Below are 25,181 nucleotides of genomic sequence, written 5' to 3' on the forward strand. Positions count from 1 at the left end.
GGTGTATAGCGTTTGTTTGGTATTCCTTTCGGCATAATAAATCACCCCACTTGTTATTTTCAGTATATCATACTGTCTAACAAATGGGGTGCAGTTCAGTCCAGGTGCACACGGCTCTTTTTTGTTTTCTGATTTACTCGATGGCCCCGAAATTCTCAAAGGGCAGCACCACAAAGATGGCCCGTCCGATGACATACCGCTCGTCAATGACCCCCAGCCGCACATCCCGGCTGTCGTTGGAGTGGTTGCGGTTGTCGCCCATGACAAAGATGCAGCCCTCGGGCACCGTCACCGACGTGATGCTCATGTTGGGGTCGCCGGGCTGGCGCATGGGCTCGCCCAGATAGCTGTCGTCCACCTTCTCGCCGTCCACATAGACGCAGGACGCCTCATAGTCGATCTCCACGGTCTGGCCCTCGGTGGCGATGACCCGCTTCACGATGGGCCCGTCGGCAATCTCGGAGGGCTTGGTGAGCACCACCACATCCCCCTGTCTGGGCGTATACCCCAGCTCCTGGATGATCATCATGTCCTTGTCGTAGAGAGTGGGCTCCATGGAGTGGCCGGACACGTAGATGAACCGGCCCACAAAGGTAAAGACGAGGATAATGCACACCAGGGCCATGACCAGGGCCTGGAGCCAGTCGTACAGCGCCTGGGGCAGGGCGGGGCCCTGCTCCTCCTCTGTCTCAGGTTGCTTTTCTTCCGCCATTGGCTATGCCTCCTAATGGATTGTTTTCATGCGCCCCAGGGGCAGCAGCACCGCTTTGGCCTCTCCCAGCACACAGCGCAGGTCCACTGTGCCCAGGCCGGGATGGCGGCTGTCCGAGGAGTGGTTCCGGTTGTCCCCCATGACAAAGATGCAGCCCTCGGGCACCGTCACGGTCTCAACCGGGCCGGAGAAGTAGGGCTGAGCCATAACCTCCACCACATAGGGCTCCTTCAGCCGCTCGCCGTCCACGGTGACGCTGTTCGCCGTATAGTCGATGACCACGGTCTGGCCCTCCGTGGCGATCACCCGCTTTACAATGGGCTCGTCAAGAAAGTCCTCCCGGGTCAGCACCACAACATCCCCCTGCTCCACGCCGCCCGCGCCGCTGCGCAGCAGCAGCATGTCGCCGTTGCGGAGCGTGGGCTCCATGGAACTGCCCGACACGGTGACCACCCGCCCCAGATAGGTAAAGCAGAGCACCACCGCCACCGAGATGAGCACAAAGGCCTGGAGCCAGATGTAGAGGTCGCCCTTGACGGCGTCCATCCCCTTCAGGCTCTGAATTTCGGGTTTCAGCTCCCGCTTTCCCCGGGCCATGCCCTCATCTCCCGTTCCACAGATAGTTTATTATACCGCGCCCACCCCCGCATTGCAAGAAACAGCCTGCCGAAAAACTTGTTTCGGCAGGCCGCTGTCTGTTTTTGGGTTGTAAATGCACGGGATGCGCGGCGCAGAGCGCCCTCCGTCCGCCGTTCACGAGAGGGAGAGCACCTTTACGTCTTCCGCGCCCCTGAGGCACGCCGCCTCCCGGCTGTGGCAGGTGAAGAGGAGGATCTGCCGCTCCTCCGCCAGCTCCCGCAGCACCTCCAGGGCCAGGGCCATGCGGCTGTCGTCGAAGGCGTCCAGCGCGTCGTCCAGCACCAGGGGCGCCGGGTCCTCGGCGGGCAGGGCCAGGCGGCACACCGCCAGCCGCACCGCCAGATAGACCTGCTCCGCCGTGCCCTGGGACAGCAGCAGGGTCCGCCGGGGCAGAGGGCTGTCCGCCTCCTCGGCGGAGGCCTCCAGCTCCCGGGTCAGGGTCACCCTGCTGTATTTGCCGCCGGTGAGGCGGGCGAGCAGCTCCCCCGCCCTGGCGTTCAGGGCCGGAGAGAACCGGGCCCGGAGCTGGCCGTTGGCCTCATCCAGCCCCTCCAGAGCCAGGGTAAGGGCGGCGTACTCCTCCCGGCGGCGGGACAGCTCCTCGGTCAGCTCCTCCCGCCGGGACTGGAACAGCACCGGGTCTCCCAGGGTGTTCATCTCTCCCTGGGCCATGGCCCGTAGGCTGCGCAGCCGGGTCAGCTCCCCCTCGGCGGAGGAGAGGGCCGCGGCGGCCTCCTGGGGGTCAAAGTGTTCGGGGAGGGCCCCATCCGGGTCCCCCTCCGGCTCAACGGCCTGGGGCCTGGGCAGGCTGGCGGACAGCTTCTCCGCCCCGTCCAGCCGCACCCGGGCGGTGGACAGCCGCTCCTCCAGGTTCAGCGCCCGGGAGATGGCGGCGGACACGCCGAAAAAGTCCCGGACGGCGGGTTCAAAGGTGTGCACCAGGTCCATCAGCGCGCCCGTCAGCTCATCCCGCTGGGCCGTCAGGCGGCGGCGGGAGTCCTCCACCGCCTCGGCGCTCCGCCGGGCCTCCTGGGCGGCCACCCACTTCTCCCGGAAGGCGTTGGCCCGGGCCATGATGTCGTCGGGGTACTCGGCGGAGTACCGGCCCAGCAGCTCCTCCGCCTCGGCGGTCAGCCTGCCCGCCCTGCCCCGGCTCACCGCCAGGGACACCGCCGCGCCAATGACCAGCACCGCCGCGCCGGCGATGGGCAGGATGTACCCGGTCTGAGGCAGCAGGAACCAGCCGGCGGCGGCCAGGGCCGCGCCCGCCACGGCGGAAATCGCCGCCCCCGCCCAGCCGGCCCGGGATGCCCGGGCGGCCTGAACGCGGCACTCGGTGACCCGGGCGCTGTGGCCCGAGGCCTGTTGCCAGGCCTGGTCGGCGGTCATGTCCGGGAAGAGGTCGTCCGCCGTCTCCGCCTGGGCCGCCCGGGCCCTGTCCTCCGCCTCCTGGACCTGGCTCTCGGCCAGCTTCAGGTTGGCGTTCACGGTCTTCAGGTAGGCCAGGTCCTCCTGGGCCCGGCGGAGGGTCTCCCGGTCGGGGGGCGCGCCGTGGCGGTTCTGCTCCGCCTCCAGGGCGGCCACCTCCGCCCGGGCCTTCTCCAGGGCGGCGGCGGCCTCCTCCCACATGCGCCGCCGCTCCTGGTTCTCCCGGCTCTGCCAGGTGGCCAGGGCGGCCTTCAGGCTGTCCCGCCAGGCGGTCAGCTGCTCCAGGTCCCGGCGGGCCTCCTCGGCCTGCCGGGCGGCCTGCTCCTGCCGGGCCAGGGTGTCGTCCAGCACGGCCAGCTCGCTCTCCAGCCGGGGGATCTGGCCGCTCTTGTTGTACTTTCTCCGCCTGAGCCACTCCTTCAGGGTGCTCTCCACCTGGGAGTAGGACACATCCTCCTCACCCGAGGACACCAGGGCGGCGATGCGCCGCTCCAGCTCGGCGTCGGCCGAGATGGCCGCGCCCCCCTGGCCCACAAAGGCGGACTTCTCAAACACGGACCGGGACACGCCCAGAATGGTCTCCCCGCAGTTGGCGGCGGTGAGGCCGGGGACCGGCTCTCCCGTGTCGCTGTACACGGCGGAGAAGGCGCCGAAGGGGGTGCTCCCCCTGGGGCCCCGCCGGATGGTAATCCGTTCCCCCTTCCACTCCAGCTCCAGGGCTCCCTCCATGGCGCTGCCCGACCAGGGCTGGTAGCGGTTCTTTTCAGCAATGTAGTCCTGCCGGTCCCGCTCCCGGGTGGGGATGCCGTAGAGCATGGAGCGCAGGAAGGCGCACCAGGTGGACTTCCCGCTCTCATTGGGGGCCTCAATCAGGTTCAGGCCGGGTCCGGGCTCCAGCACGGCGTGGTTCAGGCGGCCGAAGGTGGCCGTCATCTTGATGATTCTCATGGGCAGCAGTCCTCCCCGTTCTCCAGCGCCGCCAGGCCGAAGCGGACGGCTTTTTCCACTAGGGCCCTGTCCTCGTCGGTGTCCGCCTGGGCCAGCCTGGCCTGCATCTGCCGCAGAAACAGTCCGGTGAGGGTGTCCTCCTCGGCCCGGCTCCACAGGTCCCGGCGGACCCGGGTCCGGTCCCGGAGGGTGACGCTGTAAAAATAGGGCTGGGCCACCGCCTCCAGCGCCTCCAGGTCCAGGCCCTCCACGCCGCTCTCGCCGGTGAGGAGGATGCGGCAGATGTCGTTCTCCCCGTCCCCGGGCAGGGCGGCGGCCAGGGCTTCCGCCGGGTTTTCTCCGCCGGACAGGTCCACGGTGAGCATCCGGTAGCGCCGGCGGCACAGGGGCACGAACCGGGCGGAGACGTTCCCCTTCTCCGCCTCCACCACCAGCACGCCCTTGTCCCCCAGCTCGTCAAAGCCCCGGCCCTCGGGGCAGCCGGGATAGGCCCACCAGGTGTTCCCCTCCCGCTGGAGGCCGGAGCAGGCGTGGATGTGGCCCAGGGCCAGGTAGTCCAGGCCGCTCCCGGCAATGTCCGCCCGGTCAATGGAGCCGTACCGCCCCCTGCCGTCCACATCGCCGTGGAGGACCATCAGATGGAGCCTGCCGTCCTCCGGGGCGGCGAAGCCCTTCAGGGGGGACTGGTCACAGGCCGGGGCGGTGAAAGCCGCGCCGTATACCGTGCAGCCCAGCCCGGGCAGCTCCACCGCCTCCAGGCTGGAGCGGGAAAAGATGTGTACATTCTCCGGCCACGCCCCGGCGCTCCAGGGGGAGCGGGCGGACCAGAAGTCGTGGTTGCCCGGGGCGATGAACACGGGGACCTTCATCTCCCCCAGGGCCCGGGCCAGGGCCTGGACGGTCTCATAACGGGCCTGGTCGCTGTCCAGCAGGTCGCCGGACAGCAGCACCAGGCCGGCCCGCTCCGCCTCGGTCAGCTCGGCCAGGCGGGTGAGGAGCTGCCGCTGCTCCTCCCGCCGCTCTGCCGCCCTCTCGGGGGGCAGGGCGGCAAAGGGCGCGTCCAGATGAAAATCAGCGGCATGGATCAGCTTCAGCATGTCAGTTTCCTCCGGTTTTTTCTTCCGGTCAGTCCCGGATGTCCACCCGTTCCGCGGCCACGCACCGCCTGGTCTCCGTGTCGATGGAGAAGAGCACGCTCTCCAGCTTGCACGCTCCCCCCGCCGACTCGTACCGCTGGGGCAGGCCGCCCAGGAAGCGGTTGATGGACTGCTCGGGGCGGATACCCAGCACCGAGCGGACCGGGCCGGTCATGCCCAGGTCGGTGACAAAGCCGGCGCCCCCGGGCAGAATCTGGGCGTCGGCGGTGGGCACGTGGGTGTGGGTGCCCCACACCGCCTGGACCCGGCCGTCCAGGTAGTAGCCCATGGCCCCCTTCTCGCTGGTGGCCTCGGCGTGGAAGTCCACCACCGCGATGTCGGCGCCGCCCTCCTTCAGGATGCGGTCGGCCACGGTGAAGGGGTTGTCGAAATTGGAGTCCATCTCGCACCGGCCGATGAGGTTCATCACCCCGATGCGGATGCCCCTGGGCCCCTCGTACACCCCCCAGCCCCGGCCGGGTACCCGGCTGGTGTAGTTGGCAGGGCGGAGAATGTACCGGTTCTCGTCCAGAAACGGGGCGATCTGGATGCGGTTCCAGGTGTGGTTGCCCAGGGTGATGACGTCGGCCCCGGCGTCGAAGATCTCCTGGGCCTGCCGGGGCAGGATGCCCACGCCGGAGGCGTTCTCCCCGTTGACCACGGTGAAGTGGACGTCGTGGAGGCGCTTGACCTGGCGCAGGTGTTTGGCGAGGTAGTTCAGGCCGTCGTCGGACACAACGTCCCCCACGGCCAGCAGATTGAGTATCATGGCAGTTCCTCCTGCCGGATGACCAGCTCGTCATAGCCGGTCTCCGGGTCAAATTCCGTGTCAAAGCGGACGCCGGGCAGCTCCAGCACCACGATTTCCGCCGTCGTGTTGACGATGCACCCCGCCATCAGGTGGCCCCCCAGGGTGGTGAGGTCCTCCCGGGACAGGGAGATGTGCAGATGGGTCCGCTTCTCCGACAGGGTGCCCATCAGGGAGACGATCTCCAGCGGTTCGTCCAGCTCTCGCACCGTGACGCCCGAGGCGTCCCGCACCCGGGCCCGGCTGACGCAGCCCACCCCGGAGACCACCGCGGCCGCCGGGATATGGTTCTCTCCGGCGAATTCCTCCAGCTTTTCCAGCAGGTCGTCCCCCCGCCGGAGCCGGAAGCAGTGGGTTTTCATAAAACAGGCCTCCCTTCCGTCCGCCTCTCCGCCGTGGAGATGCTAGGTTTATATTATATGCGATTTTCCCGGCCAGGGCAATGCACTTTCTCCCACCGGCGGCGTTTTTCATTTGCCAGAGGGGACGGAATGGGGTAGAATATTGGGCAGGCGTCCGGCCCTGCCGCGCTTCTTAAAAAGTTCTTAAACCTTTCCGTTCTTGCGGCTTAAAGTTTTCGTGCTAGGATTATTTCAGACATGAGGTGAACGAGTTGTACAACATTCTCATCTGTGACGACGACAAGGACATTGTCTCCGCCCTGGACATCTACCTCACCAGCGAGGGGTACAAGACCTACAAGGCCTACGACGGCCTGGAAGCCCTGAAGATGGTGGACCAGCATGACATCCAGCTGGTGCTGCTGGACGTGATGATGCCCGGGCTGGACGGCATCCGCACCACCGCCAAGCTGCGGGAGAGCAAGAACATCCCCATCATTCTGCTCACCGCCAAGAGCGAGGACTCGGACAAGATTCTGGGCCTGAACATCGGCGCCGACGACTATATCACCAAGCCCTTCAACCCCATTGAGGTCATCGCCCGGGTAAAGAGCCAGCTGCGGCGGTACACCACCCTGGGCGGCCGGGAGAAAATTGAGGACAACGTCATCCGCAACGGCGGCATCGCCCTGGACGACGGCGCCAAGTCGGTGACGGTGGACGGGGAGAGCGTGTCCCTCACCCCCATTGAGTACAACATCCTCAAGCTGCTGCTCAGGAGCCCGGGCCGGGTGTACTCCACCAGCCAGATCTACGAGCAGGTGTGGAACGACCCCTCCCTGGGCTCGGAGAACACGGTGGCGGTGCACATCCGCCACCTGCGGGAGAAAATCGAGATCGACCCGGCCAACCCCCGGTACATCAAGGTGGTGTGGGGCCTGGGCTATAAGATGGAGAAGCTGTGAGCGGCGGCTTCTCCGGCAAATCAACGGACAGGAGCTGATTTCTGTGAGAAGCCTCAATTTCAATCCGGTGTCCCGGGTGGGGGTCTTTCTCCTGACCATGGTGGTGCTGGCGGCGGCCCTCCTCTCCGGCCTGGTCACCGCCGCCAACTGGGACGACCTGTGGACCGGCGGCGACTACTACAACAGCGCCACCGCCCATGAGGACATGTACGCCGACCTGAACCAGGTGGAGCAGCTGGTGGATCTCCTGCTGCGGGAGCGCTGGACCGGAGACCTGTCCTACCTGGAGGAGCAGCAGCTCAGCGGCCTTCAGGAGCGGCTGTCCGCCGGAAACACCAACTTCCGCTACCAGGTCCACGACCAGTCCGGCGCTCTGCTGGCCAGCAACCTGAATGGGGCCTCCCTGGAGGACAGCGCCGGCGCACAGATCACCACCGCCGCCACCCTCACCTATGGTGACGACCTGGCCTATGACGACTACACTTATTACGCCGAGGATCTGGACCGATATGTCCGCATGGTGCGTACGGAGGATGGCTATGTGACCTGCGACCCGGCGGACAGCGCGGGATACTACAACGCCTACGGCTACTACTCTGACGGCTACGATTTCGAGGGCTATGACAGCAGCTTTGACACCCGCATCAAGCGGGAGGAGCTGGTCATCCAGGCGGGCATCGCCAGCCCCATGGCCGTCTCGGACCGCTACTCTCAGAGCCGCGTTGCTTACACCCAGCTCCAGGGCCGTCTGCCCTATGTGGCCCTGGCCGCCCTGGTGTTCAGCCTGCTGAGCCTGGCGGGCATCCGCAGCCTGCTGCTGGACTGCTGCCGCCGGCGGGAGGACGGCTCCGTGCCTCTCACCTGGCAGGAGCGCATCCCCTACGACGTGTACCTGCTGGCGGACTTCTTCCTGGCCGCCGCCCTGCTCTCCGCCGGAGATCAGGTGTCCTATGTGTACAACCAGGGCAACACCCGCCTCTATGTGATGGCGGGCCTGGCCGTGTTCGTCATGGCGGGGGCCGCCCTTATCCTGGGGCTGCTGATGACCACCGCCGTCCGCCTGAAAAACCACACCCTGCTGCGGTCCATGCTGCTCTGGCGGCTTCTCTCCGGTCTGGTGCACGGCCTGTCCAAAATGGTGCACGGCTGGTCCATGAGCCGCCGGACCGTGACCCTCTTTCTCCTCTACCTGCTGGGTACCCTGCTCACCGGCCTGACCGTGGTGCTCATTCCGGTGTATCAGGGCTTTGTGCTCTGGTGCCTGTGCCGCTGGGCCAGGCAGTGGCGGGCCATCCGGGCGGGCACGGCGGAGATTGTGGGCGGCAGTCCGGAGACCAAAATCGACACCAGGGGCATGTACCGGGACCTGCGGGAGCACGCCGAGCAGCTCAACGACCTTGGCGCGGCGGTGAGCGCGGCGGTGGACCAGCGGATGCAGTCGGAGCGCTTCAAGGCCGAGCTCATCACCAACGTGTCCCACGACCTGAAGACCCCCCTCACCTCCATCATCAACTATGTGGACCTGCTGAAAAAGGAGCCTTTGGACAACCCCAAGGCGGTGGAGTACCTGGAGGTGCTGGACCGGAAGAGCCAGCGGCTGAAAAAGCTGACCGAGGACCTGGTGGAGGCCAGCAAGGCCTCCACGGGCAATCTGCCCGTCAGCCTGGAGCGGCTGGGCATTGTCCAGTTTGTGGGCCAGGCGCTGGGCGAGTACGAGGAGCGGTTCCAGGCCCACAACCTCACAGCGGTGCCCACCCTGCCCCAAGATGAGCTGTTCATCTGGGCCGACGGCCGCCACCTGTGGCGGGTCATCGACAATCTCTTCTCCAACTGCTGCAAGTACGCCCTGGAGGGCACCCGCATCTACCTGGACGTGACACGCTGGGAGGGCATGGTGACCCTGTCGGTGAAGAACATCTCCCGCCAGCAGCTCAACATTCCCCCTGAGCGTCTGATGGAGCGGTTTGTCCGGGGCGAGGAGTCCCGCACCACCGAGGGCTCCGGCCTGGGCCTGTCCATCGCCCGCAGCCTGACCGAGCTCCAGGGCGGCACCTTCCGGCTGGACATCGACGGGGATCTCTTCAAGGCCGCCGTCTCCTTCCCCGAGGCGGTGGCTCTGCCCGAGCCCGTCCCCGACCTGCCCTCTGAGCCGGAAAACGGCCCCGGCTCCCTGGACCACAGCGCATAAACCATCTCCGGCACGGGACAATATCCCGTGCCGGAATTTTTTTGCTTTTTGGGGCCTTTCCCTCTTTTCAAATTTCCTGTTATATGGTATGATTTAAACAGGAATTATTCTTGTTAATGAGGTGAGCATATGTACGACATCATTATCATCGGCGCCGGCCCGGCGGGCCTGACCGCCGCCATCTACGCCAAGCGGGCCGGGTACTCCGCCCTGCTTCTGGAGGGGGGCACCCCCGGCGGCCAGGCGGCCACCACGCCGGACATTGAGAACTGGCCGGGCAGCAAGCAGGTCTCCGGGCCGGACTTCGCCATGAATCTCTACGAGCAGGCCCAGTCCCTGGGCACGGACATCCGCTTTGAGCGGGTGGCCGCCCTGGCCGACCAGGGCGCATACAAGACCGTGACCACCGGCGGAAACACCTATGAGGGCCGGACGGTGATCATCGCCAACGGCGTCCGCCGCCGGAAGCTGGAGGTGCCCGGCGAGGAACGGCTGGCCGGCCGGGGCGTGAGCTACTGCGCCACCTGCGACGGCAACTTCTTCCGGGGCAGGGACACGGCGGTGGTGGGCGGGGGCAACACCGCCCTGGAGGACGCCCTCTTCCTGGCCAACATCTGCCCCAACGTGTACCTGATCCACCGGCGGGATACCTTTAAGGCGGAGCGGCATCTCATCGACGCCCTGGCCGCCGCGCCCAACATCCACGTGCTCCTCTCCCACAGGGTGGTGGAGGTTCAGGGGGAGCAGTCTGTGACCTCCCTGCTGGTGGAGGGGCCGGAGGGCAGGCGCTCCCTGCCGGTGGCGGGGGTGTTCGCCGCCGTGGGTCTGGTCCCGGACAACCAGGTCTTCTCCCCGCCCCTGGAGCTGGACGGCGCGGGCTATATTGTGGCGGGGGAGGACACCTGCACCAACGTGCCCGGCGTCTTTGCCGCCGGGGACACCCGGGTGAAGGACCTGCGCCAGCTGGTCACCGCCGCGGCGGACGGCGCTTCCGCCGCCTCCCAGGCGGGCCGCTACCTCCAGTCCGCCCAATAAACAGCAAATATGCGCCCTGGAAACAGCTGTTCCCAGGGCGCACTGTCTGCCTAGAATATGGAGCCCACTGCCGTCAGGCTGCCGGCCAGATCGGCCCGGTAGCCGGCCCGGCCTGGGTGAAGGCTGTTGATGACAACGCCGTCGTCCCCCGCCCGGGCGGTGGCGTGGATGTACCGCCCGTCCCCCAGATACATGGCCACATGGCCGGGGAAGAAGAGCAGATCTCCGGGACCCATCTTCTCCCTGGGGATGGGCCGGATGGGGTAGCCCTCCCTGATGGCCGCGTCCCGCCAGATGATCACCCCGCAGAGCAGATAGGCCATGGAGCACAGACCGGAGCAGTCGATGCCCATGGGGGTCTTGCCGCCCCAGCGGTAAGATACGCCCCGGTAGGCCAGGGCGGCATCCACCAGGGCGGCGCGCATGGCCGCCTCGTCCTTATGGACGGGCGCGGTGTGGAGCTGCCCCAGAACGCTGCTGCGGAGATACCCCTCCTGCCCGCCGGGGAGCAGCACCCGCTGCCAGCCCTCCCGCTCTTCCCCGCTCGGGGCCACGATATCCCCCCGGACCAGGGACGCCGCCGGCCAGGCCGCCACGTCGGGAAAGGCCAGCACGTCGCAGGTCCCCCGGAGCACCACCTTCTTCTCCCGGCCCGCCCATCGCTCCGCTGTCTCCTCGCCGAAGAGGAGGCACTCCTCCGGAGCATAGCCAGTGTAGCCGTAGTGGGTGCGCACCAGCTTCCAGGCGGTCCCCGTGTCCTCCAGCACCTCCACGATCATGCCCCCCAGGGCCTCGTCCGCCCGCCCGCACCGGCAGGACGGCCCGCTCATCAGCGGGCAGATAGGTGCTGTCACAACCGCTCTCATCATTCGCCCTCCCCTCTCCGGGCCGCCGCCCGGGGTCCTTCCCTCTATGGATACGAGGGTAGCACAGATTCCATGCCCTGTAAAGCTGCACAAATCAGGACCAAAATGATTCAGAATTTTCCTTTTTATTATCCTGTGTTACTTGGCAGAGACGTAAAAATATGGTATGCTTCTGAAAAGTCCGCTTTATCGTACATATTTTGCGCTATAATGGTATGGAAAGGGGGGATGCGCCATGGCGAGAGGCGCGAATCAAAAGCTCAAGCTGCCGCTGCTGGAGCGGGCCCTGCTCCGTGAGACCGACGAGGACCACCCCATGACCGTCCAGCAGCTCATCAGCACTCTGGAGGCCCATGAGGTGGGGGCGGAGCGCAAGAGCATCTATGACGACATGGACGCCCTGCGGGAGCTGGGGCTGGACGTCCAGAGCCGGAAGGGGAAGTCCCCCGGCTGGTTTATCGGCGGAAGGCTCTTCGAGCTGGCCGAGCTGAAGCTGCTGGTGGACGCGGTGCAGTCCTGCAAATTCATCACCCGGCGCAAATCGGACGCGCTGATCCACAAGCTGGAGAGCCTGACCAGCCGCCATCAGGCCCGCTCGCTCCAGCGGCAGGTCTATGTGTCGGGCCGGGTGAAGGCCATGAACGAGAGCGTATATTACAACATCGACAAGCTCCACAGCGCCATTGCCACCGGCAAGTCGGTGACCTTCCGGTACTTTGAGTACAATGTCCGAAAGGAGAAGGTCTTCCGGCGGGAGGGGCGCCGCTATCAGGTGAGCCCCTACGGGCTGATCTGGGACAATGAGAACTACTATCTGGCCGGGTTCGACCACCTGCACCGGGAGATGCGGCATTACCGGGTGGACAAGATGGCCGAGCTGGCGGTGACCTGCCTGCCCCGGCTGGGGGACGAGAGCTGCCTGGACTTCGACCTGTCCACCTACGCCCAGAAGCATTTCGGCATGTTCCGCGGCCGGGAGGCTCAGGTGACGCTGCGCTGCCGGAACCAGCTGGTGGGCGTGGTATTGGACCGGTTCGGCCAGGATGTGATTCTGGTCCCCGACGGGGACGACCACTTCACTGTTACAGTGCGCGCGGTAGTGAGCCCCCAGTTCCTGGGCTGGCTCTTCGGCCTCGGCTCCGGCGCGGAGCTGCTCTCCCCCGACTGGGCGGTGGATGCCTTCCGCGACCAGCTGCACAGCCTGGAGTACGCCCTCCCTCCGCTCCGGCCGGCGGAGGCCATGGGCCGGTAAGCCGCCCCCTTCTCTTTCCCGGTCCTGTCCCAACCGACTTCTCACGGAAAGGAGATATTCCCATGGCAGAACGGATTTTGATTGTGGATGATGAAGACAAGCTGCGGGCCCTTGTGGCAAAGCATGCCCGCCACGCGGGCTATGAGATCGCCGAGTGCGCCGACGGGTGTGCCGCGGTGGAACGCTGCCGGGAGGGCGGCATTGATTTGGTCGTCCTGGATATCATGCTCCCCGGCCTGGACGGCTACGAGGTCCTTCGGGCCATCCGCACCTTCTCCGACGTACCTGTGCTCATGCTCTCCGTCCACGGAGAGGAACAGGATAAGGTGCGGGGCTTTAAGCTGGGAGCGGACGACTACATGGTCAAGCCCTTCTCGCCCCGGGAGCTGATTTACCGGCTGGCCGCCCTGCTCAAGCGGCGGCGCGCCGCCTCCGTCCCCGCCGCCCCTGTCCTGGGTACCGGCGGCCTGGTGGTGGATCCGGCGGCCCGCCGGGTCTTGGTGGACGGCCGGCCTGTGGAGCTCTCCCCCAAGGAGTTCGACCTGCTCCTTCAGCTGGTCTCCCACCCGGGCACCGCCATGCCCCGGCATACTCTGCTGGAGGCGGTCTGGGGCCCCGACCGCCCCAAGGGCGAGCGCACCCTGGACACCCACATCAAGCAGGTCCGCCGTGCCATCGGCCCCTACGCCGAGCGGATTGTCACCCTCCGGGGTGTGGGGTACCGCTTCGACAACACGCCCGGCCGCTTCCCCTGAATCCGGGCCATAACACCGCCGCAATCAGCCTGCCGTCTCTCCCGGCAGGCTGATTTTTTTGGGTCAGTCGATGATGTCCCAGGCCACGCTGTGGGGCTGGGAGCGGTATTTTGCCGGCGGCTGGCCGTAGTGCTTCTGAAAATCCCGTGCAAAGCTGCTGTGGGAGGGAAAGGCGAACTGCACCGCCGCCTCGGCCACGGTGATATCGGTGGTCAGCAGCATATACCGGGCGGCCCGCAGCTTCTCCCGCAGGATGTACTCCTTCAGAGTCATGCCTGTCTGGCGGTGGAAGAGGGCGGAGAGGTAGTTGGGGGACAGTCCGCAGTGCCGGGCCAGCTCGGCCACGGTGATTTTGAAGTGCAGGTGCTTGGAGACATAGTCCCGGCAGGCCACCACCGCTGGAACCTGGGACAGCCGGCTGTCCCTCACCCGGGAGGCAAAGTCCACCCCGGCCCGGTGGAACAGCTCATACACCGCCCTGGGGTCATCCATCCGGTGGACCACGCAGAGGTAGGCGTCGGAGAGGCTGTACGCGATCTCCTGGTCCAGGCCGCCCTCAATGGCAAAGCGGGTATAGAGGGTTATCGCCACAATAAAGGCACAGCGCCACTGGTCCAGCTCGCTCTGGGCCATCATGCCCATGGAGGCGCTGCACCCATAGCTCTGGCCGCTGTAGAGCTGGGCCAGCTGCTCCGGCCTTCCCTCTTTTACATAGAGAAACTGCAGCGTCTCCTCCTGGTAGTTCTGGTGGAACTCCAGATTCTCCCGCCGCTGTGCCACCAGCCGGTCCATAATGGCCTCCACTTCCGGCGGCGTAATGGGGCTCTTTTCCGGTTCGCTCACGGTATTCCCTCCATTTTCACCAATTTCGCATGCTTAAATTTATTATATATGGACATTTTTATATGTAAAGTAGATTTTTTGTATTAAGAGTAGAAATCGTGTATCTATTTTTCCTTTCTGTCGGTATTCTTTTTCTGCAATGTGTACGGACACATGGCAGAAAAAAGGAAGGAGAAATGAAAATGGAGCAATCGAAAGCAAAAAAGCCCCTGAGTAAGGGCGCTAAAATCGGCATCGGTGTGGCCATTGCCGTGGTGGTGCTGCTGGCGGCCGTTCTGGTCTACGCCTTTGTCATCACCAATTCCGGCTACTGGTTCCTGTCCAAGTTCAAGGCGGACACCCCCGAGCAGCAGATGTCCTACACCTCCGCCAGCGATACCTCCCAGACCATCGCCGACGAGGGCTTTGTCCTCATGCAGAACAATGAGGACCTGATGCCTCTGGCCACCTCTGCCGAGAACAAGACCAAGATCAACGTGTTCGGCATGCGTGCCGTGCAGCTGGCGTACAACGCCGGCGGCTCCGCCGCCTCCGTGGTTGACAAGTGCGTCCGTCTGGAGGACGCCATGGCCGAGGGCAACTACGAGCTCAACCCCGACCTGCTCAACCTCTACTATAACTACTACAAGACCGGCAAGGCCTCCATCGCTCCCACCGAGGCCCCCGGCAACAGCAGCGCCTCTGAGTTCATCACCGAGCCCAGCAACATCACCGTCCCCGATGTGCCCGGCGATATCCTCACCGACACCTCCCTCTATGACGACGGTCGCTCCATCCTGGACCATGCCTACGACTACTCCGACGTGGCCATGATCTTCATCGGCCGTGGCGGCAGCGAGGTCTTTGACTTCACTCCCTCCCTGCTTCAGCTCTCCGAGGACGAGGCCTCCATGGTGGACGCCGTGTGCTCCAAGTTCGACAAGGTCATCCTGGTGCTCAACACCGCCAACGCCATGGAGCTGGATTTCCTGCGGGATTATCCCCAGATCAAGAGCGTCCTGTGGATTGGCTACCCCGGTGAGGCCGGCATCCACTCCCTGGTGCGCATCCTCAGCGGCGAGGTGAACCCCTCCGGCCGCCTGGCTGACACCTGGCTTGTGGATAACCTGGCCACCCCCGCCGCCAACAACTACCTCCAGCTGGAGTCCGACGGCACCTGGAACGCCAACAGCTACCACTACACCAACGCCCCCGACGACGCCGGCTACTTCACCCAGTACAGCGAGGGCATCTACGTGGGCTACAAGTACTTTGAGACCCGCCACGACACCGACGAGAGCTATGACTACGACAGCGAGGTCATGTTCCCCTTCGGCTCCGGCCTGTCCTACACCACCTTTGACAAGGATATCATGGCCATCAACGAGGAGAACGGCGTGATCACCGTCCGGGTGGAGGTCACCAACACCGGCGACGTGGCCGGCAAGGACGTGCTGGAGATCTACTACAATCCCCCCTACACCGGCGCCATTGAGAAGTCCACCGTGAATCTGGTGGCCTTCAAGAAGACCAACCTGATTGAGCCCGGCGCCACCGAGTACTACTCCATCGAGTTCAACGTGGAGGACATGGCCTCCTACGACTACAAGACCAACCAGGCCTGGACCCTGGAGGCCGGCGACTACATCATCTCCCTGCGCAACAACGCCCACGACGTGGTGGATGAGGAGACCTGGACCCTGGCCAACGACATCATCTACAACGATGCCAACGACGGCAAGCGCTCCTGTGATCTGGTGTCCGTCACCAACCTGTTTGACGACGCCATGGGTCCCGACGACTTCCTGACCCGTGAGTGGAACCAGGACAGCCGCGCCTTCACCGGCCCCAAGGAGGAGGATTTCACCGCTTCCCAGGCCGTTCTGGACGCCATTTCCGGCTACTCCGCCCCCACCGACGCTGAGCTGGGCCTGACCGAGGCCGACATGCCCGCTGTGGGCGTGACTCTGGACACCCCCATCATGCTCTCCGACATGAAGGGCGTGGCCAAGGACGACCCCAAGTGGGACGAGTTCGTCTCCCAGCTGACCCTGGACGAAATGGCCCTGCTCTCCGGCAACGGCGCCTGGCACATTGAGGGCCTGGAGCGTCTGGGCGTGCCCTTCACCCGCACCCCCGACGGCTCCGTCTGCGTGGGCGCCTCCACCTACTCCGGCGCCATCATGGGCACCGACGCCGCCGGCATCACCTACCCCTGCCCCGTGGTCACTGCCTCCTCCTGGAATGAGGACATCGCCTACATGATGGGCACCAGCGCCGGCAGCGAGGCCCAGGTCAACGGCTATGCCGGCTGGTATGCCCCCGCCATGGACACCCACCGCACCGCCTTCAACGGCCGCAACTTTGAGTACTACTCCGAGGACAGCCTGCTCTCCGGCACCATCGCCTCTAACGTGGTCCGGGGCGCCACCGACAAGGGCGTCATCTGCTTCGTCAAGCACTTCGCCCTCAACGAGCGCGAGTCCAACGACCGCAACCAGCTCTTCTCCTGGTGCAACGAGCAGGCCATGCGGGAGATCTATCTGAAGCCCTTTGAGATGGCCATCAAGGAAGGCGGCTCCCTGGGCGTCATGTCCTCCTTCAACTACATCGGTACCGAGTGGGCGGGCGCCAACTCCACCCTGCTCACCGACCTGCTCCGCGACGAGTGGGGCTTTGAGGGTCTGGTCATCACTGACGCCCATGTCTACCCCTACATGGACACCATCCTCATGTCCTACGCCGGCGGCGACCTGTCTCTGGACGCCGTGGGCGCCTGGGCTCCCTTCGATTCCCACGCCGGTCAGCTGCTGGATGCCGCCAAGAACCCCGACACCCAGATCGGCATGACCCGGAACCTGTTCCGCGCCAGCAAGAACATTCTCTACGCCGTCTGCCAGACCTGGGCGGTGGAGTAATTCCCCTCTATCCACGCAAAAGCGCGGCCCCATATGGGGCCGCGCTTTTTTGTTATTCCGTGTATCCGAACAGTCCCCGGACCGACACGTCTCCGGCGTTGACAATCTCCCGGCTTCCGTCGGCCCGGCGGACGATGAGGGAGAAGTCCCCGGCCAGGTCCTCGGCCACGCCGGTGAAGCTGTCGTTGCCCCGAAATACCCGCACCTGCCTGCCCAGGGTGAGGCAGTCCCTGCGGTAGCGCTCATACCAGCTGTCCCGCCGGGCGGGAAAGTCCCGGTACATGTCGTCCAGCGCGGCCAGCAGGGCGGCGGCCAGGTCGGTGCGGCGGGGCGCCTTCCCCAGGACCTGGGCCAGGGAGACGGCCACCGGCGCGGCCACAGGGCCGAAATCGGCCGCCTGCTGGCTCACATTGATTCCAATGCCCACCGCCGCGTACTGGAGGCTGGCGCTCTCCCCCTCCAGGCCCAGCTCGGTGAGGATGCCGCACAGCTTCCGCCCCTGGAGCACCAGGTCGTTGGTCCACTTGATGCCCGGCCGGACGCCGCACACCTCCTCCACCGCGTCACACGCCGCCACCGCCGTCCAGGCTGTCAGCTGGGGCAGCTGGTCCAGGGCGCACGAGGGACGCAGCAGCACGGAGCAGTACAGCCCCTTCCCCGCCGGGGACTCAAACTGCCGCCCCCGGCAGCCCCGGCCGCCGGTCTGCCCGTCGGCCAGCACCGCCAGGCCCTCCTCCCGGCCCGCCAGGGCCTGCCGCTTGACCTCGCTGTTGGTGGAGTCCACGGTGGGCAGGCAGATGAGCGCCCGCCCAATCAGCCGCCCCGCCAGGGTGCCGGACAGCTCGCCGGCGCTGAGCAGATCGGGGGATGTCTCCAGCCGGTAGCCCCGGTTGGGGGCGGAGGAGATGACATACCCCTCCTGCCGGAGGGCCTCCACCGCCTTCCATACCGCCGCCCGGGACACCCCCAGGCGTTTGCTCATGGTCTCCCCCGACAGGGGCCCCTCCCTCTGCTTCAGCAGCGCCAGCACCTCGTCCCGCAGCACAGCCCTCTCTCCTTTTCCTGTTTTGTGTTCCATTGTATCCCCATGCCCCGCCCCCGTCAACCGCAATTGTAACCTGTTTCGAAAAATTAGTTGACAATTCCCCAATTGTAAACTATTCTATTTTATAGGTTTACAATCGTCCCGGCTCCTCCGCCGGGAGAGAGGAGCGCGCTATGAAGACAAGAAATCTGGTCCTCACCGGGGTGATGGCCGCCCTGCTGGCCGTCTGCGCCTGGATTTCCATCCCCACGGCGGTGCCCTTCACCCTCCAGACCATGGGGGTGTTCCTGGCGGTTGGACTGCTGGGCGGAAAGCTGGGCTCCCTGTCCGTGGGGGTGTATCTGCTGCTGGGGGCGGTGGGGCTGCCCGTATTCTCCCACTTCACCGGCGGCATCGGGGCCCTTGTGGGCACCACCGGCGGCTATCTGCTGGGCTTCCTGCTCATCGCCCTGGTGATGTGGGCCGCCGAGGCCCTGCTGGGCAAGGGGCCCATGGTCTACCTGGGCTCCGCTGTTGTGGGTCTGGCGGTGTGCTACCTGTTCGGCTCGGTGTGGTACCTGTACCTCTACTCCGCCGGCGGCGCTTCGGCGGACATGCTGACCGTGCTGGGCTGGTGCGTGTTCCCCTTCATTGTGCCCGACCTCATCAAGCTGGCCCTGGCCTTTGTCCTCTCCCGGCGGCTGGCTCCGGCCCTGTCCAGACAGCGAACCTGACCGGGCATATCCTGTCCCCCTCCCCCATATAGATAGTGCAGAGACTGAAAGGGAGGGACCTGCCATGCCCTATGATGAAAAATCCATCCGTACCGACGCGCCCCACCACCTGATTCTGGAGGGCCGGGAGCAGCTCTCGGTCTCCGGCGTGGAGGAGGTGGAGAGCTTTGATGAGACCCAGATTGTCATGTACACCACCAAGGGGACGCTGATTGTCCGGGGTGGGGACCTGCACATTGAGAAGCTGAGCCTGGACGGCGGCGACCTGAAGGTGGAGGGGGAGATCGACTCTCTCACCTATGAGGACAGCGGCCGGGACAAGGGCGGACTGTTCTCCCGGCTGTTCCGCTGAGGGGGCGGCCTATGGAGATCTCGGTGGCCGGGCAGGCCTTCTCTCTGGCGGCCGCCCTGGTGCTGGGGGCCCTGGTGGGCGTGCTCTACGACCTGTTCCGGGTGCTCCGGGTCCGGGTGCGCCTGCCCCTGCTGGGGGGCGCGCTGGACCTGCTGTTCTGGCTGGCGGTGACCGTCTCCCTCTTCGTGTTCACCATCGCTGTGGGAGACGGCCGGGTCCGGCTCTTCCACATCGGCGCCATCTTCCTGGGCGCGGTTGGGTATTTCCTCCTGCTCAGCCGCTGGGCCCTGAAGCTGGGCTATCTGCTGGCCGATCTGGCGGGCCTTTTGTGGCGTTTTGTCCTTCTGCCGGTGACACTGCTGACCGCTCTGGGTAAAAAATTTAAAAAACTTGCGAAAAATCACTTTCATTATAAGCGGAGATGGTATAAAATAAAGCAGATACCCGAAGAGATGGCGCAAGCTGCCCGCAGACGGGCGGCACGCGGAGAAGGAGGAGCCGGATATGAAGGTCAAACGTGCAGGACTGCTCACCAAGATCGTCGTACTGGCGCTCCTCATCGGCCTGTCCATCGCCCTGCTGGATCTGCGGAGCCGGCTGGAGGATGCCCAGGCCCAGAAGGCCGCGCTGACCGCTCAGGTGGACGCCCAGACTCAGGTCAACGCCGACCTGTCCGACGCCGTGGAAAACAGCGATGACCCCAAGCGTCAGCAGGATATTGCGCGGGATTCCCTGGGCCTTGTGCTCCCCGGCGAAAAGATTCTGCGGATTACTGAGTAGCCCATCTCCGGGTGAATTTTTAAGGAGGATATATCGGTCAGTATGGAGTTTGGTGTTGGTTCTATCCTGGAGGGTAAGGTTACAGGTCTTACAAAATTCGGCGCGTTCGTCTCGCTGCCCGAGGGCAAGTCCGGCCTCGTGCACATTTCCGAGATCGCCTATTCCTATGTGAATGACGTCAAGGACTACTTAAAAGAGGGTCAGGAGGTCAAGGTCAAGGTCATCGGCATTGACGAGAACGGCCGCATCAACCTCTCCATTAAGAAGGCAATGGATCCTCCTCCCCGCCCCGCCGGTCAGGGCCGGCCCATGGGCGGCGCCCGTCCCGCCGGCGGCGGACGGCCCGGCGGCTTCAGCCGGGGTCCCGCGGCTCCCCGCGAGCCCGCCAGCTTTGAGGACAAGCTCAAGCAGTTTATGCAGGCCTCGGACAGCAAGCTCTCCGAGCTCCATTACACGGAGAAGCGGAGCAGCAACCGCCGCGGCGGCCGGAAATAAGGTTTTATCACCCCGCAGCCTGCCGGACCCCTCGGTCCGGCAGGCTGCTTCCATTTCTCCCCCAGGGCAAAAAAAGAACGCCCGGTAACGGGCGTCCAAGGTGCGCGGGAGAATGGAATGAGTTCCCTTGCTGGAATTGAGATGGATTGCATATTGGATGAGCTGCAAGCATAATATAACTCTTTTTCCTATATTTGTCAAACACTACTTTTGTCGAAAGGACGGGATTTCCTTGCTGATCATCAACGGAATTCTGCACACCATGGACGGCCCCATCATTGAAAACGGCTTTGTCCACGTGGAGGAGGGCAAGATTGCGGCCGTGGGCCCCATGTCCGCCCTGCCCGACGGCGTGGACCAGGACGTGGTGGACGCCGCCGGCGGCCACGTCTACCCCGGTCTGGTGGACGCCCACTGCCACCTGGGCATGTTCGGCGATTCTCTCGGCTTTGAGGGAGACGACGGCAACGAGTCCACCGACCCCTGCACCCCCCACCTGCGGGCCATCGACGCGGTCAACGCCCTGGACCGCTGCTTTTCTGACGCCCGTGCCGGCGGCGTCACCTGCGTGCTCACCGGCCCCGGCAGCGCCAACCCCATCGCCGGCCAGTTCGCCGCCCTCAAGACCAACGGCCGCTGGGTGGACCAGATGATTATCACCGCCCCTGTAGCCATGAAATTCGCCCTGGGCGAGAACCCCAAGAATGTGTACAACGACCGGAAGGAGACCCCGGTCACCCGTATGGCCACCGCCGCCATCATCCGGGAGAACCTGTCCAAGGCCCTGGAGTACATGGACAAGCAGAACAAGGCCGACGAGGACCCGGACACCGACATGCCCGATTTTGACGCCAAGATGGAGGCCCTGGTGCCCGTGCTCAAGGGCACTCTGCCCGTCCACTGCCACGCCCACCGGGCGGACGACGTGGCCACCGCCGTGCGTCTGGCCAAGGAGTTCGGCCTGCATCTGGTGGTGGTCCACGGCACCGAGGCCTATCTCATCTCCGACCTGCTGGCCCAGGAGGGCATCCCCGTCATCACCGGCCCCTGCCTCACCGACCGCAGCAAGCCCGAGCTGGGCGGCCAGAACCAGGAGAACCCGGTGATTCTGGCCAAGGCCGGTGTGAAGGTGGCCATCTGCACCGACCACCCGGTCATCCCCATCCAGTACCTGCCCATCTGCGCCGCCATGGCGGTGCGTGCCGGCATGGACGAGGAGGACGCTCTGGCCGCCATCACCATCAACCCGGCGGTCATCGCCGGTATCGACAGCCGGGTGGGCTCCCTGACCCCCGGCAAGGACGCGGATATCGTCCTCTCCACCGGCCACCCCCTGGACTGGAAGAGCAAGGTGGAGCAGGTGTACATCGGCGGCGTCCGGGTCCGCTGAGGAGGTGCCGCCATGCGTGAAATCCGGTTTGACGACATTGTAACCGCCGTACGGGACGCCTGCATCCGGGCCAACACCGTGCTGCCCGACGACCTGTGCGGCGCCATTCGCTCCGCCGCAGAGACCGAGGAGTCCCCGGTGGGCCGTGCCATCCTGGGCGACCTGGAGGAGAACTTCACCTTTGCCGCCCAGCGGGGCCTGCCCATCTGCCAGGACACGGGCATGGCGGTGGTCTTTCTGGAGCTGGGCCAGGAAGCCCACATCACCGGCGGTCTGCTGGAGGACGCGGTGAACGAGGGCGTCCGCCGGGGCTATCTGGAGGGTTCCCTCCGGTGCTCGGTGGTGCGGGACCCCCTCCGCCGGGAGAACACCGGGGACAACACCCCCGCCGTCCAGTACCTGCGCCTCACCGAGGGCGACCGGCTCACCATCACCGTGGCCCCCAAGGGCTTCGGCAGCGAGAACATGACCAAGCTGAAGATGTTCACTCCCGCCGCCGGACGGCAGGAGATTGTGGACTTTATCGTGGAGTCGGTGTCCCTGGCCGGTTCCAACCCCTGCCCGCCTGTGGTGGTGGGCGTGGGTCTGGGCGGCACCTCCGACCGGGCAGCCCTGCTGGCCAAGCGGGCTCTGCTCCGCAGCGTGGACACCCACAGCTCTGACCCCTTCTACGCGGAGATGGAGGCGGAGGCCCTGGAGCGCATCAACGCCCTGGGCATCGGCCCTCAGGGTCTGGGCGGCCGCACCACCGCCCTGTCGGTGGCCATCCTGCCCGCCCCCACCCACATCGCCGGTCTGCCCTGCTGCGTTAACCTGGGCTGCCACGTCACCCGCCACGCCGGCGTAACACTTTGATTGTTTTTGTCCGTTGTTCACAAATTGTTGTAGCTTTTTCTTTGTAGTGTGGTATAATTAAGACAAGGAAGCCGGACCACTCCGCTTCCAACGAGTGCCCTCCCCAAAGGGCGGAAGGAGCTGACAACTATGAAGTTCGTGTTCACAGACAAGAAGGTCAACCTGCCCCGCAAGGTGCATGCCTATGCCGAGAAGAAGGTGGGCAAGCTGGACCGTTATTTTAAGGCGGACGCGGAGGCCGCCATCGTCTTCAGTGTTGAAAAGGACCGGAACAACGTAGAGCTGACCATTCGCTCCGCCGGTACCATCATCCGCGTGGCGGAGAGCACCTCCGATATGTTTGCCACCATCGACGCCGCCGTGGCCTCTGTGGAGCGCCAGCTGCGTAAGAATAAGGCCCGCCTGGAGAAGCGCCTGCGTCAGGACGCCTTTGTCCGCTCCGTGGACGAGGAGGAGATCTCCTCCTTTGTCCCTGACACCGAGGAAGAGGAGTTCCGCATTGTCCGCACCAAGAAGTTCCCCATCCGGCCCATGAGCGTGGAGGAGGCCATTCTCCAGATGAATCTGGTGGACCACACCTTCTTCGCCTTCCGGGACGCCGACGCCGACGGCACCTTCGCCGTGGTGTACAAGCGCAACGACGGCGGCTACGGCCTCATCGTGGACGAGCCGTAACAACAGCATACAGCGAGGCGGCCGCCCTTTCGGGCGGCCGCCTCTTTTTACTATGGTTTCTGCGGTGCGATGCTGGCGGTATCATATTGCTTCAGAATCAGGTCATAGGCCTCCTGGGGGGTGACCCCGTCCAGGTCATACTGCACCACCACGTTTTCGCTCTCATAGTAGACCGAGAAGTCTCCACGCCAGCTGTCCACGTCGCCGCTGTCGTCGTCCACGTAGCGCATCCGGGCGGCGACCACCTCGGGGGTCACGTCCTCAATGGCGAACACCGGGCGGCCAAACTCCTGCCAGTATTCCTCGGGCACCGAGTCGGCGTAGGGGATGGTGTACAGGCTCACGTCGTATTTCTCCCGATCCGCCGGGTCGGTGATGGGGAAGTCCCCCCAGGTGCTGGCATCCCAGATGTCGATGGAGATATTGGTGTAATATCCGGTCCATCTCAGGAACAGGTAATTCCGGTTCTGGCCCCACTCCCGCCAGGCATTCTCAAAGGTAAAGCCGTCGGGCACATCCGCGGGGACATAGTCTCCGAATTTCTCGTCGGCCATGGCCTCCTCCCAGGTGGGCTGCTCGCTGCCCCAGTCGGGGATCTCGCCGCCGTAGACCAGCAGGCTGTCCAGGTGCAGCGCTGTCCTTGCAAAGGTGTTGGCCGCCTGAGTGCACAGGTCCTCGGCGTCCTCCTCCTCCATCTGCCGGACCTCAAAGTTCAGCCCCGCGTCCCCCGACATCATGGTAATCTCGTAGATATAGCCCATCTCCCCGCTGCCGTCCCAGCCGTACCGGCCGCCCTTGGTGCCGTAGACCGTGACGCCGTTGAGCTGAGTGGAGGTCTGATTGGGGTCGATGACGTCGGTCAGGGGGTAATCCCCCGGCCGGACCGTGAGGGTAAAGCCGTTGCGGCTGTCGCTCCGGCTGACGCCGTTGAGCCAAAGCTGCCACAGGTTCCCCTCCCCGTCGTAGACGGCCTTTCCGGTGACGTCGTACCCCGTCCAGTACAGGGACCAGGGGGCGTCCTCCGCCCCGGGACCGGCCAGCAGCTCCACCATCTCCGTCCGGGTCAGCTGCTCCTCAAACCAGCCGTCCGGGTAGGCGATGGAGGCGCAGACTTCAGGAGCATCTCCGTACTCCACACCCTGGATGTTAAAGCTGCTGTGGGGCTGGCCGTCAAAGGGGTCCTCCGGCGAGAGGACATATTCGCTGTCCAGCTCCGGCGGAACGGATTCCGTGCTTCCCACGTCGGGGGACAGGGTCCCGGTTGTACCGGGGACATCCTCCAGCAGCCGGTCTGGGTCGGTATCCCCACCGGGAAGCCCCGCCAGCCGCCACATCCCAAAGGCAGCCGCGCACACCAGCGCCAGGCAGGCCGCCGCGGTCACCCACCGGGCGGGAGAGGGCCGCCGGGCAGGCCGCCGTTCTCCCTCCAGGGCGTCCATCAGGGCCCGATGCTCCTCCGGGCTCAGCTTCACCCGGTCCATATAAGAACGGTAGTGTTCCATGCTCTGCTCCTTTCACTCGGTATCCGCCAGAAGGGCCCTGAGCTTCTGCCTGGCCCGGGCGAGCCGGGACCGGACGGTGCCCTCGCTCTGGCCGGTCATAGCGGCGATCTCCGGCGTGCTGTACCCCTCGTAGTAGTAGAGGTGGACCGCCGCCCGGTCCCTGGGCGGCAGGGCCAGCACCGCCTCCAGCACGGCCTTCTCCTCCGGCTCGGGGGCGGGCAGGCCCTCGCTGAGGGCCGTGCGCCGCTTCCGCCAGGGCGAGCGGAGCCGGCCCCTGCAGCCGTTCACCGTCACCCGGATGAGCCATGCCTTTTCGTGCTCCGGGCCGTCAAACGCCGGCGCCTTCTCCAGATACTTGACAAATGTGTCCTGCACCGCGTCCTGGGCCTCGTGGGCGTCCCCCAGGATGGCCAGGGCGGAGCGGTACAGGGTGTTCTCGTACTTCCTCACTGTCTCTTCCAACCGGTTGGGGTTCATTCCCGTCCCCCCTTTCACCTTGTATACGCTTCGGAAGGGCCAAACGCTGCACCCCTCCTGCCATTTTTCCGCCGGAATTCTGTT

General features: G+C 65.1%; 24 protein-coding genes and 1 pseudogene. 14 read left to right on the top strand and 11 right to left on the bottom strand.

Annotated features, from left to right (window positions below; all coding sequences use genetic code 11):
* Positions 1-133: 133 nt before the first annotated feature.
* The 6 genes from lepB (QZY67_RS02400) to QZY67_RS02425 form a co-directional block, all read right to left on the bottom strand.
* Positions 134-712: a signal peptidase I gene (gene lepB / locus QZY67_RS02400; RefSeq protein ID WP_295368367.1), complete on the bottom strand. Its 579-nt coding sequence runs from the start codon at positions 710-712 to the stop codon at positions 134-136.
* A gap of 12 nt (positions 713-724) precedes the next feature.
* Positions 725-1,309 carry a signal peptidase I gene (lepB, locus tag QZY67_RS02405; RefSeq protein WP_295368368.1) on the bottom strand — a complete coding sequence of 195 codons (585 nt, stop codon included), beginning with the start codon at positions 1,307-1,309 and terminating at the stop codon, positions 725-727.
* A gap of 156 nt (positions 1,310-1,465) precedes the next feature.
* Positions 1,466-3,727: an AAA family ATPase gene (locus QZY67_RS02410; RefSeq protein ID WP_295368369.1), complete on the bottom strand. Its 2,262-nt coding sequence runs from the start codon at positions 3,725-3,727 to the stop codon at positions 1,466-1,468.
* Positions 3,724-4,824 (bottom strand): DNA repair exonuclease, encoded by a 1,101-nt coding sequence (locus tag QZY67_RS02415; protein WP_295368370.1) that lies wholly within the window; start codon positions 4,822-4,824, stop codon positions 3,724-3,726. Before QZY67_RS02415 ends, QZY67_RS02410 begins: the two co-directional genes overlap by 4 nt.
* A 28-nt stretch (positions 4,825-4,852) precedes the next feature.
* The gene (locus QZY67_RS02420; RefSeq protein WP_295368371.1) at positions 4,853-5,632 is read right to left on the bottom strand and encodes a TIGR00282 family metallophosphoesterase; all 780 of its coding nucleotides are present in this window, start codon (positions 5,630-5,632) and stop codon (positions 4,853-4,855) included.
* Positions 5,629-6,033: a PPC domain-containing DNA-binding protein gene (locus QZY67_RS02425; protein ID WP_295368372.1), complete on the bottom strand. Its 405-nt coding sequence runs from the start codon at positions 6,031-6,033 to the stop codon at positions 5,629-5,631. The genes QZY67_RS02420 and QZY67_RS02425 overlap by 4 nt, the downstream gene beginning before the upstream one ends.
* Positions 6,034-6,284: 251 nt before the next feature.
* On the opposite strand from QZY67_RS02425, the gene QZY67_RS02430 reads away from it, so the two are divergent.
* The 3 genes from QZY67_RS02430 to trxB all read left to right on the top strand — a co-directional run bounded on the left by QZY67_RS02430 (position 6,285) and on the right by trxB (position 10,200).
* Positions 6,285-6,977: a response regulator transcription factor gene (locus tag QZY67_RS02430; RefSeq protein ID WP_294533049.1), complete on the top strand. Its 693-nt coding sequence runs from the start codon at positions 6,285-6,287 to the stop codon at positions 6,975-6,977.
* A gap of 43 nt (positions 6,978-7,020) precedes the next feature.
* Positions 7,021-9,165: a HAMP domain-containing sensor histidine kinase gene (locus QZY67_RS02435; RefSeq protein ID WP_295368373.1), complete on the top strand. Its 2,145-nt coding sequence runs from the start codon at positions 7,021-7,023 to the stop codon at positions 9,163-9,165.
* A gap of 129 nt (positions 9,166-9,294) precedes the next feature.
* The gene (gene trxB / locus QZY67_RS02440; protein WP_295368374.1) at positions 9,295-10,200 is read left to right on the top strand and encodes a thioredoxin-disulfide reductase; all 906 of its coding nucleotides are present in this window, start codon (positions 9,295-9,297) and stop codon (positions 10,198-10,200) included.
* Between the two features lie 50 nt (positions 10,201-10,250).
* On the opposite strand, the gene QZY67_RS02445 is transcribed toward trxB, so the two are convergent.
* A complete protein-coding gene (locus QZY67_RS02445) occupies positions 10,251-11,069 on the bottom strand; it encodes an SH3 domain-containing C40 family peptidase (RefSeq protein WP_295368375.1) in 819 nt (272 codons plus the stop codon).
* Positions 11,070-11,301: 232 nt separating this feature from the next.
* Between QZY67_RS02445 and QZY67_RS02450 the strand changes: the two genes are divergently transcribed.
* Positions 11,302-12,318, top strand: coding sequence for a WYL domain-containing protein (locus tag QZY67_RS02450; RefSeq protein WP_294533062.1), 1,017 nt, complete (start codon positions 11,302-11,304; stop codon positions 12,316-12,318).
* Between the two features lie 62 nt (positions 12,319-12,380).
* A complete protein-coding gene (locus QZY67_RS02455) occupies positions 12,381-13,073 on the top strand; it encodes a response regulator transcription factor (protein WP_295368376.1) in 693 nt (230 codons plus the stop codon).
* A 63-nt stretch (positions 13,074-13,136) separates the two neighbouring features.
* On the opposite strand, the gene QZY67_RS02460 is transcribed toward QZY67_RS02455, so the two are convergent.
* Positions 13,137-13,916 (bottom strand): helix-turn-helix transcriptional regulator, encoded by a 780-nt coding sequence (locus QZY67_RS02460; protein ID WP_295368377.1) that lies wholly within the window; start codon positions 13,914-13,916, stop codon positions 13,137-13,139.
* 182 nt (positions 13,917-14,098) lie between these two features.
* On the opposite strand from QZY67_RS02460, the gene QZY67_RS02465 reads away from it, so the two are divergent.
* On the top strand, positions 14,099-16,813 hold the full coding sequence (locus QZY67_RS02465; protein ID WP_295368378.1) for a glycoside hydrolase family 3 N-terminal domain-containing protein: 2,715 nt from the start codon (positions 14,099-14,101) through the stop codon (positions 16,811-16,813).
* A 52-nt stretch (positions 16,814-16,865) separates the two neighbouring features.
* On the opposite strand, the gene QZY67_RS02470 is transcribed toward QZY67_RS02465, so the two are convergent.
* A complete protein-coding gene (locus QZY67_RS02470; protein ID WP_295368379.1) occupies positions 16,866-17,858 on the bottom strand; it encodes a biotin--[acetyl-CoA-carboxylase] ligase in 993 nt (330 codons plus the stop codon).
* 173 nt (positions 17,859-18,031) lie between these two features.
* On the opposite strand from QZY67_RS02470, the gene QZY67_RS02475 reads away from it, so the two are divergent.
* The 8 genes and pseudogenes from QZY67_RS02475 (at position 18,032) to raiA (ending at position 23,118) form a co-directional block, all read left to right on the top strand.
* Positions 18,032-18,571, top strand: coding sequence for a biotin transporter BioY (locus QZY67_RS02475; protein ID WP_295368380.1), 540 nt, complete (start codon positions 18,032-18,034; stop codon positions 18,569-18,571).
* Positions 18,572-18,635: 64 nt separating this feature from the next.
* Complete coding sequence (gene yabP / locus QZY67_RS02480; RefSeq protein WP_148319769.1) at positions 18,636-18,923, top strand: sporulation protein YabP; 288 nt, start codon at positions 18,636-18,638, stop codon at positions 18,921-18,923.
* A gap of 11 nt (positions 18,924-18,934) precedes the next feature.
* Positions 18,935-19,195, top strand: a pseudogene (gene yabQ / locus QZY67_RS11915) (spore cortex biosynthesis protein YabQ); the annotation flags it as partial.
* A 232-nt stretch (positions 19,196-19,427) separates the two neighbouring features.
* Positions 19,428-19,703 (top strand): septum formation initiator family protein, encoded by a 276-nt coding sequence (locus QZY67_RS02485; RefSeq protein ID WP_006571067.1) that lies wholly within the window; start codon positions 19,428-19,430, stop codon positions 19,701-19,703.
* Positions 19,704-19,745: 42 nt separating this feature from the next.
* A complete protein-coding gene (locus tag QZY67_RS02490) occupies positions 19,746-20,198 on the top strand; it encodes a S1 RNA-binding domain-containing protein (protein ID WP_006571068.1) in 453 nt (150 codons plus the stop codon).
* Between the two features lie 232 nt (positions 20,199-20,430).
* Positions 20,431-21,588, top strand: a complete 1,158-nt coding sequence (locus tag QZY67_RS02495; RefSeq protein ID WP_295368381.1) for an amidohydrolase — start codon at positions 20,431-20,433, stop codon at positions 21,586-21,588.
* A gap of 12 nt (positions 21,589-21,600) precedes the next feature.
* Positions 21,601-22,443 (top strand): fumarate hydratase, encoded by an 843-nt coding sequence (locus QZY67_RS02500; RefSeq protein WP_295368382.1) that lies wholly within the window; start codon positions 21,601-21,603, stop codon positions 22,441-22,443.
* A 129-nt stretch (positions 22,444-22,572) separates the two neighbouring features.
* A complete protein-coding gene (gene raiA, locus QZY67_RS02505; RefSeq protein ID WP_295368383.1) occupies positions 22,573-23,118 on the top strand; it encodes a ribosome-associated translation inhibitor RaiA in 546 nt (181 codons plus the stop codon).
* A gap of 50 nt (positions 23,119-23,168) precedes the next feature.
* Here raiA and QZY67_RS02510 read toward each other — a convergent pair whose 3' ends face one another.
* Entirely contained in the window at positions 23,169-24,620 is a 1,452-nt protein-coding gene (locus tag QZY67_RS02510; protein WP_295368384.1) for a hypothetical protein, read from the bottom strand.
* Between the two features lie 12 nt (positions 24,621-24,632).
* Positions 24,633-25,097 (bottom strand): RNA polymerase sigma factor, encoded by a 465-nt coding sequence (locus tag QZY67_RS02515; protein ID WP_295368385.1) that lies wholly within the window; start codon positions 25,095-25,097, stop codon positions 24,633-24,635.
* Positions 25,098-25,181 lie beyond the last annotated feature (84 nt).

Source organism: uncultured Pseudoflavonifractor sp., from assembly GCA_904419835.1.
Lineage (GTDB): Bacteria > Bacillota > Clostridia > Oscillospirales > Oscillospiraceae > Pseudoflavonifractor.